The 13,237-nt window shown below is 47.2% G+C and carries 11 protein-coding genes, 1 pseudogene and 1 riboswitch; of the genes and pseudogenes, 2 read left to right on the top strand and 10 right to left on the bottom strand.

Annotation, left to right across the window (positions count from 1 at the left end):
• Positions 1–128: 128 nt before the first annotated feature.
• From CKW00_RS05445 to CKW00_RS05430, 4 genes and pseudogenes are all read right to left on the bottom strand, one after another.
• Positions 129–2,609 (bottom strand): annotated as a pseudogene (locus tag CKW00_RS05445) (heavy metal translocating P-type ATPase).
• On the bottom strand, positions 2,606–2,986 hold the full coding sequence (locus tag CKW00_RS05440; RefSeq protein ID WP_095821731.1) for an ArsR/SmtB family transcription factor: 381 nt from the start codon (positions 2,984–2,986) through the stop codon (positions 2,606–2,608). The pseudogene CKW00_RS05445 and the gene CKW00_RS05440 overlap by 4 nt, the downstream one beginning before the upstream one ends.
• Positions 2,987–3,156: 170 nt before the next feature.
• Positions 3,157–4,083, bottom strand: a complete 927-nt coding sequence (locus CKW00_RS05435; protein WP_095821730.1) for a pseudouridine-5'-phosphate glycosidase — start codon at positions 4,081–4,083, stop codon at positions 3,157–3,159.
• Complete coding sequence (locus tag CKW00_RS05430; protein WP_095821729.1) at positions 4,067–5,017, bottom strand: carbohydrate kinase family protein; 951 nt, start codon at positions 5,015–5,017, stop codon at positions 4,067–4,069. Before CKW00_RS05430 ends, CKW00_RS05435 begins: the two co-directional genes overlap by 17 nt.
• Positions 5,018–5,181: 164 nt before the next feature.
• Here CKW00_RS05430 and CKW00_RS05425 point away from each other — a divergent pair, with 164 nt between their 5' ends.
• Positions 5,182–6,132: an arsenic resistance protein gene (locus CKW00_RS05425; protein WP_095821728.1), complete on the top strand. Its 951-nt coding sequence runs from the start codon at positions 5,182–5,184 to the stop codon at positions 6,130–6,132.
• Positions 6,133–6,193: 61 nt separating this feature from the next.
• On the opposite strand, the gene CKW00_RS05420 is transcribed toward CKW00_RS05425, so the two are convergent.
• The 5 genes from CKW00_RS05420 to CKW00_RS05400 all read right to left on the bottom strand — a co-directional run bounded on the left by CKW00_RS05420 (position 6,194) and on the right by CKW00_RS05400 (position 11,467).
• Positions 6,194–7,192 carry a tRNA dihydrouridine synthase gene (locus tag CKW00_RS05420; protein WP_095821727.1) on the bottom strand — a complete coding sequence of 333 codons (999 nt, stop codon included), beginning with the start codon at positions 7,190–7,192 and terminating at the stop codon, positions 6,194–6,196.
• Between the two features lie 168 nt (positions 7,193–7,360).
• Positions 7,361–8,773 carry a 23S rRNA (uracil(1939)-C(5))-methyltransferase RlmD gene (gene rlmD / locus CKW00_RS05415; RefSeq protein ID WP_095821726.1) on the bottom strand — a complete coding sequence of 471 codons (1,413 nt, stop codon included), beginning with the start codon at positions 8,771–8,773 and terminating at the stop codon, positions 7,361–7,363.
• Positions 8,774–8,880: 107 nt separating this feature from the next.
• Positions 8,881–9,789, bottom strand: coding sequence for a glycine betaine ABC transporter substrate-binding protein (locus tag CKW00_RS05410; protein ID WP_095821725.1), 909 nt, complete (start codon positions 9,787–9,789; stop codon positions 8,881–8,883).
• 211 nt (positions 9,790–10,000) lie between these two features.
• A complete protein-coding gene (locus CKW00_RS05405) occupies positions 10,001–10,369 on the bottom strand; it encodes an iron chaperone (protein ID WP_095821724.1) in 369 nt (122 codons plus the stop codon).
• Between the two features lie 12 nt (positions 10,370–10,381).
• Positions 10,382–11,467, bottom strand: coding sequence for a carbohydrate kinase (locus CKW00_RS05400; RefSeq protein ID WP_146003370.1), 1,086 nt, complete (start codon positions 11,465–11,467; stop codon positions 10,382–10,384).
• Between the two features lie 198 nt (positions 11,468–11,665).
• On the opposite strand from CKW00_RS05400, the gene CKW00_RS05395 reads away from it, so the two are divergent.
• Positions 11,666–12,340 carry a peroxiredoxin gene (locus CKW00_RS05395; protein WP_008589947.1) on the top strand — a complete coding sequence of 225 codons (675 nt, stop codon included), beginning with the start codon at positions 11,666–11,668 and terminating at the stop codon, positions 12,338–12,340.
• A 50-nt stretch (positions 12,341–12,390) separates the two neighbouring features.
• Here CKW00_RS05395 and CKW00_RS05390 read toward each other — a convergent pair whose 3' ends face one another.
• Positions 12,391–12,864 (bottom strand): acyl-CoA thioesterase, encoded by a 474-nt coding sequence (locus CKW00_RS05390; protein WP_040609373.1) that lies wholly within the window; start codon positions 12,862–12,864, stop codon positions 12,391–12,393.
• 188 nt (positions 12,865–13,052) lie between these two features.
• Positions 13,053–13,229, bottom strand: a riboswitch (cobalamin riboswitch).
• Between the last annotated feature and the right edge of the window lie 8 nt (positions 13,230–13,237).

The raw sequence follows: 13,237 nt of genomic DNA, 5'->3' as shown, positions 1-13,237 counted from the left end.
GGCTTTCGCCGGCACGACCGGTTGCGGGCCCGCATTCTGATGCATCACCAATTCAAGAACGTAGGCAAGCACCTAGGATAAAGGGGCGGAGGAAAAGATCCTCCACCCCAACATTTGAAATAGAACCTTTATTTATTTCTTAGAAGTCTCATACTGTTCAATATAACAATCAGAGCCGCACCTGTATCACTCAACACAGCCATCCACAATGTCAGTATTCCCGGGAAAATGAGAATAAGCGCTGCGGCTTTCGTCAGAAGAGAAAACCAGATATTCTGTTTGATTATATTCAGTGCTTTCTTACTGAGACTTATCGTTTCCGGCAATTTCTCAAGATTATCAGCCATCAGAATAACGTCTGCCGTTTCCATGGCAGTGTCTGTTCCGGCACCACCCATAGCAATTCCAAGATCAGCTGTCGCAAGAGCAGGGGCATCATTGATACCATCCCCGACCATAGCTACCTGTTTTCCTTCATTCTGAAGTTTCTGGATAGCTGTCACTTTATCTTCAGGCATAAGTTCCGCAAAGTGACGGGTCACTCCGGCTTCTCCTGCGATATTCACAGCTGTACCTTCATTATCTCCGGTCAGCATTACCATATCTTTCATACCATTTTTCTTCAGGCGCTCTATCGCCCGTACCGTAACCTCGCGGATAGTATCTCTTACGGCGATGACTCCGCTGATACTTTCGCGCGTACCTACCAGTACCAGGGTATTTCCTTCTTCCTGAAGCCGGGAAATCTCACCTTGAACATTACGTAAATCTATCTGCATATCTTGAAAAAGTTTCGGTTTCCCTACGAAAACTTCCCGGCCTTCAATGTCACCTTTCGCTCCCTGACCGGCCATTGCCTGGAAATCTTCCCCTTCCTGCAATGTAATTCCTTTACCTTTTGCGTACGTAAGGATCGCTACCGCAATAGGATGCGAGGATTGAGATTCTATAGTCGCGGCCTGTGAAATGAGCTCTTCCTCATTTCCACTGAAGACTACCGTTTTTGCCACTTTAGGCTTTCCTTCAGTAAGCGTTCCTGTTTTATCAAACGCTATTGACTTAACAGCTGCGGCCTTCTCAAGATACGTACCGCCTTTAATAAGAACTCCTTGTTTTGCCGCATTTCCTATAGCCGAGACGATCGCTACCGGAGTAGAGATGACGAGTGCACATGGACAGGCTACCACTAATAGAGCCAGGCCTTTGTAAACCCACTCGCCCCAGGTTCCAAAACCTGTCAGAGGAGGTACTACCATGACGAGAAGAGCCAGAATGAAAACGACGGGAGTGTAAATGGCCGCGAACCGGTCGATCAATGCTTCCGTAGGAGCTTTTTTCTCCTGAGCTTCTTCCACCATATGGATGATTTTTGCAATCGCCGTATCTTCCGACAAAGTGCTCACCCGGATCTCGAGAGCCCCGTGTCCATTAAGAGTACCTGCGTAAACGGCATCCCCTATATCTTTATCGGAAGGGATGGACTCCCCTGTAATCGGAGCTTCGTTAATACTTGTCGTACCCGAAATCACTTCCCCGTCAATCGGTATCTTATCCCCGGGACGGACGACGAGCACCTCTCCGACTCCCACGTCTTCCACTTTTTTCTCTTCTAAGCCGGTTCCCGTTTTCACAAGAGCCTTGGCCGGCGTCAAATCCATCAGACTCCTTATAGAGTCTCTCGTTTTTTCCATGGAACGGTCCTGAAGAAGGTTGCCGACCGCAAAGAGGAACACGACCATGGCTCCTTCGAACCATTCGCCGATGATGGCTGCTCCGATCGCAGCGGAGGCCATCAGTACGTTCATATCGAGCGATTTGCTTCGAACGGCGTAATAAGCTGATTTTACCGGTTTGAAACCTCCGGTGGCAATAGAAATTGCATACATCAGGGTAACCAGAACAGCCGGAACGCCGGTAAACGAACCAATGAAACCGAGGGCCAGAAAGACACCGGAAATGACGGTTACGAAACTTCCTTTCTTCCAGGCGGGTGTTTCTTCTTCTGGCACAGATTCCGGATAAGCTTCGAATCCGGACTTTTTCACTTCTTTTAAGATCTGTTCCTGCGTTAAACCGTGCAGGACCTGCATATTACCGGTAGAAAAGTTCACCTGGACGTCCTCCACCGAAGAGAGGCTGCCCATGTGCTTTTCTATCGTCATAGCACAGGAACCGCAATCCATACCGGCTATCCGGTACGTCTCGTACCCGTTATCCTGCCGGGCCGGAACTGCTTCAAAACCCAATTTTTTAACATCGTTCGGGATTGTTTTATACACCGTGGGCTCTTATGCGCCCACCGCAAGTTTTCCGGTGCCGTAACTCACGGTGGCGTCACGTATGCCGGGGTTTTTACTTAAACTTTTTTCAATAGTTGCGGCACAGGATGGGCAATCCATACCGTGGATATAAAATTCTCTCGTTTCACCTTTTTCGGATGAAGGAGCCGGCGTTCCTGCAGAAGAAGCTTCTTCATTACTGCAGCAGGACGTACCTTCGGATACTTCCTCCTTTTTGCCTGAACAGCAGCCGGTTTCCGCCGTTTCTTCCTGGTTGCCTGAACAGCAGACATCTTTTTCTTTATCTTTTGCTTTCTCTTTCGTAATCATGACGGAACCACCTCTTCCGAATGGGCAAGCGCTATAGATACTAATTGCCTTACGTGTTCATCCTTGAGTGAGTAGAACACAAGCTTCCCTTCTTTTCTATGTTTGGCGAGATTCATTTTTTTCAACTGACGTAAATGGTGGGAGGCGGTCGCCGTAGTACAGCCTATAATATTGGATACATCACAGACGCATAGTTCTTCTTCGAGCGTAAGAGCATAGACGATTTTCACGCGTCTCTCATCGGCAAGCGCCTTGAAAATCTGCTCGACACCGGAGATTCTTTCCACCCGGGGTTTGAGATCTGCTACGAGCTTTTCGTCGTAACAAAACGTCTCGCATGTATCATTCGTTCGTTTTTTTATAGCTTGCTCTGCCATTACAGCCACCTCATTCAAAAGTTTGTTTGATTATACTATATTCTTTTTGGACGAAAAATTCAACCATTCAATCAAATATATATTTGATTGAATAACTGAAAAATCGCCTCGATAACTCAGAGATAAAAAAACGGTCCCTGAATTTCAGGGACCGTTCGTAAGGTATTCACTTACACTTCTTTTTCAATTTTCTTTTCGAGACTGAGCGCAATCCGTGAGCCTACACGGGCGTTGTGTTTAACGAGGGCAATGTTTGCGTCCAGACTTTTTCCGTTTGTAAGTTCTTTGATTCTTCCAAGAAGATAAGGGGTGCTGTCTTTTCCGGAGATGTTATCCGTTTCAGCTTCTTTGACAGCCTGGGAAATGATTCCGTTGATGTATGATTCATCCATCGCGTCTTCTTCAGGGATAGGGTTGGCAATAACGGCTCCGCCCTGAAGACCGAGATCCCATTTGGCTTTGAGGGTTTCTGCTATCTCTTCTTCCGATTCGGCACGGAAGCTAAGCTTGAACTCACTCGTTCTTGTGTAGAAAGCAGGAAGATACTCCGTCTGATAACCGATTACAGGTACCCCTTTCGTTTCCAGATACTCCATCGTCAATCCGAGATCGAGTATGGATTTAGCGCCGGCGCATACGACAGCTACGTTCGTCTTCGCCAGTTCTTCAAGGTCAGCAGAAATGTCCATCGTTTTTTCAGCTCCGCGGTGCACTCCTCCGATACCTCCGGTGACGAACATTTCGATTTCCGCCATTTCTGCACAGATCATCGTCGTCGTTACGGTCGTAGCTCCCAGTTTCTTCATTGCAACAACGTTTGGAAGATCGCGCCTTGAAACTTTGGCTACCCCTTCGCTATTACCGAATTTTTCCAGTTCTTCATCACTTAATCCTATTTTGATTTTCCCGTCCATAATGGCTATGGTCGCCGGTACTGCTCCTTCATCACGTACAATCTGTTCAACTTCTCTGGCCATTTTCACGTTCTGCGGGTATGGCATACCGTGGGAAATGATTGTGGATTCAAGTGCTACTATCGGTTTATCGTTAATTTTAGCGTCTCTTACTTCCTGCGAATATTCAAGATACTGTTCCATTGAAAAATTCCTCCCTGTCCTGTTTTAGTTGTTCTTCAGACAAATCCTGTCTCACTGTCGTATTTGACATAATCGTTTTGCGGGCATTCACAAGACCGGCCTGGAGACTCTTCTGGAAAGACTCCTTCTGCAGCCATGAATAAATGACTGCGGCACAGAAAGAATCCCCGGCTCCTGTTACATCTGTTACTCGCGTTTCCAGTGACGGAAAGAAATAAACTCCTTTTTCGTCCCCTGCCATAACCCCCCGTTCTCCTCCTGTTACTATTACATGAGCTGCACCTTTATCCATCCATCTGTAAACGGACTCCTCCCAATCTTTATCGGTGTCAATCTTCATGCCGAGAGTCGTTTCGGTTTCGTCCTGATTCACAATCAGCCACTCCACCCCTGTAAGATCGGAAGGGAGACGATCCATCTTCGGAGAAGAGACGGGAATGATAACGAAAGGTATATCATTTTCCAGGGCAAAAGATTGTAAGAATTTCACGGTTTCCGCGGGACAGTTCAAGTCTGCAATTATACATGCCGCTTTTTCTAAAACCGGAAGTTCCCCGGTAATCTTCTCCTTAGTCAGTTCATCGAAAACGTCCATGTCCGCATATGCACAGGAAAGGTTGCCGTCAGGTTCAAGTACGGCAGTGTAAGAGCCTGTGGAAGCATCGGGGATTTCGAAAACATGATTCAGGTTCACGTAATGGCTGCATTCTTTATCAATTGCCAGCCACTCTGCGTCGTTTCCTTTCGTTGTAAGAAGAACGACTTCCTCTCCTATTCTGCCCAGGTTTTCTGCTATGTTCCGGGCTACCCCGCCAACGGAAGTCGAAGAAGACACAGGGTTTGAAGTCCCGGGAACGATTTCATTTTTAGCATAAAGTTTCTTATCAACATTGGCGCCGCCTACACAAACGATGGGCCGGGCCGACTGACTCATGTAATCGCCTCCTCTTTAAACAAAAGTTTACCACAAAGACAATTGTTTGTAAAAGAAAACATTTATTCCTGCACATTTAGTAATTTCGTACGTAAATCAGATTTATGCTGTTTTTATTAAGATATCATCGTCAGTAACAATTCCCTCGGAAAGGTCCGATATAAATGACTATGTTTGAAAAAATATACACGCCTCTCATTTTAACGGCTGCCCTGCTAGGCATCGCTTTTAGCCAGGTCAGTTCCGTCAAACACATCGCCGGCCACGCTATTTTGCCCCTGCTGATGGTAATGCTGACTCTCACTTTCTTTCAGGTTCCCCTGCGTGAAGTGAAGCAGGCTTTTACCCGTACCACCTTTACCCTGACCACCCTGGTAATCAACTTTTTATGGTCACCTCTGTTGGCCTGGGGGCTGGCTTTTGTTTTCCTTTCCGATCACCCTTCTTTATATATAGGATTCATCATGCTTATGATCACCCCCTGTACGGACTGGTATCTCGTATTCACCGGTATTGCTAAGGGAGACGTAGCATTATCGACCGCTATTCTTCCCGTGAACCTACTGTTGCAACTGTTACTGCTTCCGGTGTATCTGCTTCTTTTCGCCGGGACAGGGGGGATGGTTCAACCTGCTTTTTTTATAGAAAGTGTGGTAATGGTACTGTTTTCACCCTTTCTGATTGCGATTTTATTCAGACTTCTGCTGAAAAAAACTCCCCGCATGATGAAAAGTCTTCAGTCAGGGGCCGGCCCTCTTCCGATCGTTTTTCTGAGTCTGGCTATAGCCGCCATGTTCGCTTCGGAAGGGCGTCTCCTCCTTGAGAATCTGCACGTTTTATGGATTATTTTCGTGCCTATTGTTCTGTTCTTCCTGATCAATTTTTTCATAGGGAGATGGGCCGGCAACATCATGAACTTCCCCGAATCGTGGCGGACGAGTCTTACCATGACGACACTTGCGAGAAATTCTCCCGTGGCGCTTGCTGTCGCAATGACCGCATTTCCTGACAGACCTCTTGTCGCACTGGCACTGATTACAGGACCTTTACTTGAACTGCCCGTACTCGCGGTCGTTTCCCAGATTCTTCTCTATGTTACCCGGCAAAACCGGTAAAAACCGGTAAAAAAAGAAGCACTGCGGATGACTGTCCGGTGCTTCTTGATGTTTAGTACCTTTATTTTGATGTAGAGGCGGCAGTACTCTGCTCTCTATTTTCAGAGCGGAACTCCTCCAGGAGCTCCCGCACTTCGTCTGTGGATTCCGTGCTCATCAATTTGTTCCTCAACTCGCTGGCTCCACGGAAACCTTTTACATATATTTTAAAGAACCGGCGGAGCGGCTTGAAAATCCGCGGCTCCAGTTCCTCCGAATATTTATCATGAAGATCGAGCTGCAGATGAAGAAGATCAAGCAGTTCTTCGCTCGTATGCTCTTTCTTTTCCATTTCAAAAGCGAACGGGTTATGGAAAATACCGCGGCCTATCATCACTCCGTCCACTCCGTATTTCTCTACGAGTTCCAGCCCTTTCTGCCGATCCGGAATATCTCCGTTTATCGTAAGCAGGGTATGGGGGGCGACTTCATCCCGCATTGCTTTGATCTCCGGGATCAGTTCCCAGTGGGCATCATAATTGCTCATTTCTTTTTTGGTGCGGAGGTGGATGGACAGATTGGCGATATCCTGTTCCAGAAGGTGCTTCAGCCACGTCTTCCACTCGTCGACTCTCGTATACCCGAGTCTTGTCTTCACACTGACCGGCAACCCTCCGGCTTTCGCTTCCTGTACGATTTCTGCTGCGACATCCGGACGCCTGATCAGACCGCAGCCTTTCCCTTTCGTAGCAACATTTGGAGCGGGACATCCCATATTGATATCCACCCCTCTATAGCCCATTTCAGCCATACCGATGCTCATTTCACGAAAATGTTCCGGTCTGTCCCCCCATATGTGAGCGACAATCGGCTGTTCGTCTTCGGTGAAAGTCAGACGGCCGCGTACGCTGCTTCTTCCGTCGGGATGACAATAGCTGTCCGTATTGGTGAATTCAGTGAAGAAGACATCCGGCCGGGCCGCTTCACTGACAACGTGCCGAAATACGACATCCGTGACTGCCTCCATGGGAGCAAGTACGAAAAAAGGTTTTGGTAACTCCTTCCAGAAATTATCTTTCATAATATATCCGAACCCTTTCTTTCCAGCACTATTCGTGCTGAGCTAGAGAATTATATTTCCTGTATCTTTCACGGTTTTTCTGAACTGAATAATATTTTAACATTATATACTCTAATGGGAAGTGTTTGAAAGTGCAAGAAAAAAATAAGCGCCGGTAAAATACCGGGCTTATCGTTTACTTTTCTCCAACAGTACTGCTGTCTCTACATGATACGTCTGAGGAAACATATCCACCGGGTGGATCTCCTTTACTTTATACCCGTGTTTCTTCAGATAATGAAGATCTCTCACCTGAGTTTCCGGGTTACATGAAACATACACTACCCGCCCGGGTCCGAGTTTCACGACGCTCGACAGAAAAGCCTCATCACTGCCGCTTCGCGGAGGGTCGAGAATAACGACGTCCGCTTTTTTGCCTTCTGCAGCCATCTTCATCATGAACTTTCCGGCATCTCCTTCGTAAAAGCGGGCATTGGTCACTTTATTGTGTCTGGAGTTGCGGATGGCATCTTTGACTGCTCCTTTATTCATCTCTACCCCGATCACTTTACCTGCCTGTTTGCTGGCGAGTAACCCGATAGTGCCGATACCGCAGTAAGCGTCTATCACCGTTTCCTTTCCTGTCAGGCCGGCAAGTTCCACTGCTTTTCCATACAGTTTCTCCGTCTGTACAGGGTTGATCTGGTAAAAAGATTTCGCAGAGATTTCAAACTCCATGCCTCCGATCGTATCGGTAATATACCCTTTACCGAACAGAACTTTTTCCTGTTTACCCAGTACCATGCTGTCGCTTCGCGTATTGATATTCTGGATAATCGTTGAAATTTCCGGATGATCACGCCGAAGAGCTTTGAGGAAATTATTCTTCCCTTTGAATTCGGGAGTGCCGGTGACGAATACCACCATCACTTCTCCGCTCGTTTTACCTGTTTTTATCAGTACGTGACGGAGAAACCCCCGGTTTGTATCTTCATTATAGGCCCGAAGTTTAAAAGACACCAGCAGTTCCTTAACGGTGGCAATGATGGCGTCCGCTTTCGGATCGTGGATCAGGCAACGGTCGATTTCTATCAGATCATGGGAGTTGGCTGCGTACAATCCTCCGATAATCTGACGTTTCCTATTTTCACCGAAAGTCATCGTATTTTTATTACGATAATCGAAAGGGTGCTCCATCGTCATGATCCTCTCAGGCTTTCCGAACGGCTGCATAAGCCGGTCGACCACACTTTGTTTGAAATCATTCTGGGCAAGCGGAGTCATATGCTGTATCTGACAACCGCCGCACACGTAAAAGTAAGGACAGGGTGCCTCCTGCCTCACTTCGCTCTTTTCTGTTACCCGGACGACTTCAGCCGGTCCGCGCTTTGGTACGGCGACTTCCGCTTTTTCACCCGGAAGGAGGTGAGGAATTTCGAGACGTTTTCCCTTCCACGTCGCTATCCCTTTTCCGTCGTCCGTAAGCCCTGTACAGGTCACTTCCGTCGTTTTTGGCTGCTCCTGTTTCGACGAATGCGGTTTTCCGGAAGGGGCCGGTCTGTTATGAGGTTTCTTCCGATTCTTCTTTTTATTTTTAGCCAACGCATGATGCCTCCTATTCAATCTTCTACTTTTAAGGGTATCATATATTTTTTTGAAAAAGACAAAATAAAGCGTGGAGCTTTTTCAGGCTCCACGCTTTTATAATATTATTCAGCCGGTTCCAGATCTTCAATGGACTCGATATCCATATATTCCGGTACCGCCAGTCCAATTTTTGCACCTGTGATAGCTTCGTTCACCTTGACGAGGTTATCTTTATGTTCTTCATAGAAACTGCCGTGCGTTTTAGGCAGCCAGGCGGCGAGAGTGGCGTCGGCATCGCCCTGAGCCAAAGCTTCGAACACGATAGCCGGATCTACGGGAGTCAACGTCACTTCATACCCCTTCTGTTCAAGGACCCGTTTTGTCATATTACCTGTCAGACGTTCAGAATCCCACGGAGTCATAACAAGTTCAATCGACTTTCCTTCGCCTTCCGGTGCTTCTGCAATCCACTCATCGACCTTATCCTGATTCTCATCAATCCAGGTCTGGGCTACTTCTTCAATCGGAGTTTCCTGTGCTTTAAGCATCAGTTCTTCAAGAGTTGAAATATCCCAGCCTATTTTTTCAAGAATCTGGTAAGCGCCCGGGTACTCTTCTTCAAATCCTGTCCGGGCCAGTGTAGTAATCTGTTCTGATCCGCCGTATGCCCCCTCCGGATCTTCAAGGTACTTCAGATCCCACTTTGCGAACATATAGTGAGGCGACCATCCGACTACAACCACAGGTTCTTCCGCTTTGATAGCATCCCCGAGAGAAGTGAGCATAGCCGCTGTCGAAGCTGTTTCGTGCTCCCAGCCGTTAAGGGAGTCATAAGTCTCCACGGCTTCTTCAGTTGCTACCGTTGCCCCTGCTCCCGGTTCTATTCCGACAATGGTATGTTCCACTTCTTCACTGACATTTGTGCCGCCTCCTGAAGAAGCTTCTTCACCGTCGCTTCCACAGCCCGCCATCAGCAGGGAGACTGACAGGAAAGACACTATTCCTACGTTTTTTCTCAAAGACTTCCACATACATTTTACAACTCCTTTAATAAACGATCCTTTTTTGAAACACAATTGTAAATGTACGCGTAATCCGGAGGCTTATCAACGTGTGAATCCCTCCATTATCGGGAGTAAAACCTTTCGTGTCGCTTTCTGACCGAAACGAAATAGAAATGATACCGATTTCCTCAATGATGCTCGAATTTTCGGAAAAAATGGATGTTACAGATGTTTTTGTTTATCTCCAAAAGGAAGTACAGTTCTTCTTTTCAGCTATGTTGTATGAAATCATTCGCTTTAAAAGTTTATAGTCTACAGGTTTTGCCCAGGGAATCTGCAACAGCATTTTCGTATGTCTATATCCTGCGTCTTCTATCTCTTTTGAAAAATGGGTAATGCCTTCTTTCTCCGGCGAGACAGCCATATGTTTTTTGGACGCACTGAATCCGATGATATATGTGCCGTGATCTGTGAACATAGGCTGATTCCACGCGATTCTTTCATTAAGCTGCGGAAATTCTTCCCTCATCCACGTGAGCACTTCTTCCATCCGCACTCTCGCTTCAGGGGCGGTCAGCGTTTCCAGGTATTTCTCGAACGTTTCCATAAGTCTCCCTCCCTAACTTTGCAGTTGATTATACAATTTCTCCTTGGAAAGAGCGGCGACGGTTTCCGTACTCTGCCACGCTTCGGCAGCTGCCGCCATTCCGAGCAGAATCGAATCGCGAAAAGACTCCTTATGGGTATAGCCGAAAAGCATGCCGCTGATAAACGCTTCCTTAACCCCGGTACCATCTTCCAAAGTATGCGGGTATGGTGCCGCGTATTCTTCTTCCCCCGTATCCGTTCTTACAAATACTCCGTCCGTATCAAGATGGATGACAACTTTTGAGACTCCCCGTCCGATCATGAGGTCACAGGCTTCTCTCCATTCTTCCTTCGTTCCCCCATGCACGCCTGTAAGTTCCGCTGCTTCTTCAAGGTTGATGAACAACACACCGACTCCGCTTAAATCTTCCGGCAGTCGCTTCATTTTCGTCGTGGAAACCGTATGTATCCAAAGATGGCGGTCTTCTTTATCCGCCCGCTGAATCAAATAGGAAAGTGTTGCCTCCGGCAGGTTCGTATCTGCAAAAATCACTTCCGCAGAAGCAATATGCGGCCATCTCTCTTCAAGAAGCCCGGAGGTGAAACGGTCATACAATTCCATATCCGCCACTGCGAGTACCAGTTCTCCGGACGAATCTAGGATAGAAGTGTAGGCTCCGGTTTTTTCTCCATTCAGGGCAAAGGACTGCGAAACGTCCACTCCCTGCTGTTTCGTCTGTTTCATCAGCCATTCCCCGTCCTGGTCTTCTCCGGTAAGTGCAATAAGAGAAACATCACAGGTAAGTTTCCCGAGGTTCTCAGCCACGTTTCTCGCTACCCCCCCAAGGCTCTGAAGAGAAGAAACAGGGTTGGAAGTTCCGTATTGCACCTGTGAAAGCGTGCGGTTCTTCCGGTCGATATTCGCCCCTCCAATACAGAAGATTTTCGACTCCTCTTTCAGAACATAAGCTCTTCCTACAATCTCCCCTTTTTTTGTAAGCGTTGAGATGTATCCGGCTACTGCCGAGCGTGAAAGATTTAATTTTTCCGATAGCTGCTGCTGGGTGATGAACGGATTTTCTTTGATCAATTCCAAAATACGCTGGTCTTTCAACACAAACGACCCTTCCTTTACCACATTTATTTACTTAACATTCTACCATATTCCCCCCCGGGGAAAGGGGTTTACAAATATCCTCCTTACCCCGTTTGGCAGTACCACCTCACGTACTATGTGGTTTAATGAAAAACTGAACGGGAATCAAAAATAGAGGACCGTTCAGGACGGACGGAATATGTAACAGGAGGGATTTGAATGATGGAAGAGCAGCATAATACAGAAGAACAGAAACACTACGGCTTGCCGCGTATCGGTGAAAAAGCCCCTGACTTCACTGCTCAGACGACACACGGAGAGCTTTCTCTCGATGATTACGAAGGAAAATGGTTTGTTCTATTTTCCCATCCGGCAGATTTTACACCTGTATGCACGACAGAATTCGTAGCGTTTCAGGGGATTTATGATCAGTTGCGGGAAATGAACACAGAACTCCTCGGACTGAGTGTGGACAGCATCACTTCCCATATCGCCTGGATACGGAACATTGAAGAAAACTTTGACACGAAGATCGAGTTTCCGGTAATCGCCGACCTCGATAAACAGGTGGCTACCAAGTTCGGTATGATTATGCCGGAAAGCAGCGGTACTGAAGCTTCCCGTGCCGTTTTTGTGATTGATGACAAAGGAACAATCCGTTCTCTCATATATTACCCGCTCACTACCGGCCGGAATATGGGTGAAATCGTACGGCTCGTCGAGGCTCTCAGGACTACCGACAAACACGGAGTTTCCACTCCGGCTGACTGGACGAAAGGAAACAAAGTTGTCGCATCTCCTCCAAAAACAGTAGAAGATGCTCGTGCAAGAGAAAATGACGATTCCTATGAATGTGTAGACTGGTACTTCTGCAAAAAAGACTTAAAAGAATAATGTTCATAAATAATACGGGGCCCTAAGCGGGTCCCGTATTGTCATGCGGTTCAGGTTCGCAGCTCGGCTTTTTCTTCCCGCTGTTTCTTTCTCGCGGCAGCCGTTCTGTTCAGTTCTTTTTCTTCTTCCGTTTCAGGAATGACGTGGGGGACCGGTTTCGGGCGCCCTTCTTCGTCCATTGCCACCATTGTAAGAAATGATTCGGTCGTCATTTTCTGCTCTCCACTGAGCAGATCATCCGCAAATACTTTTACATACACTTCCATAGAAGTCCGACCTGTCTTCGTTACACAGGCTTCAATAGTCAGGGCTTCTCCCACTCTGGCAGTAGATATGAAATTCACCGAGTCGATCGAAGCTGTCACTACAATTGCATTGGAGTGTTTCATTGCGGTAAGGGCAGCAACTTCATCAATATATGCAAGAACTTTCCCTCCGAAAATCGTCCCGAGATGGTTAGTATCCGGGGGAAATATAAGTCTTGTCTGGGTTACTTTCGAACAACGTACAGGTATCTGATCCATCGTTTCTTCCTCCTCTTTTATCGCTGCGATAACGACCCCAGGAAAGGCCTCTTTTCACTTTGTCTCCATTAAAATACCTTCCCGTCAGCTAGCAGGAAGGTGGATAGGAAAGTATCGACGGTACAGGCCCGTATCGGCGTCCCGGTTTAAGATATTTCACGTAACATCCTCCTATTCTCCCGTAGGATTTCATGTTCTTTCCGGTGGCAGGTCTCCTGACTCAGGTTCCTCACTCGGTATACCTTCCCGTCTTTTTCAGACAGTGGATCGATACAAAGCTCCCCTTTACAGTGGCGGGACCGTGCCGGATTTTACCGGGCTTCCCTTTTAACACAGATGTTGCGACCACCGGACGTATTCAGTTATTGAGGGA

The organism is Salimicrobium humidisoli, assembly GCF_002295105.1.
Lineage (GTDB): Bacteria > Bacillota > Bacilli > Bacillales > Halobacillaceae > Salimicrobium > Salimicrobium humidisoli.
This window is presented reverse-complemented; position numbering and strand designations above follow the sequence as displayed.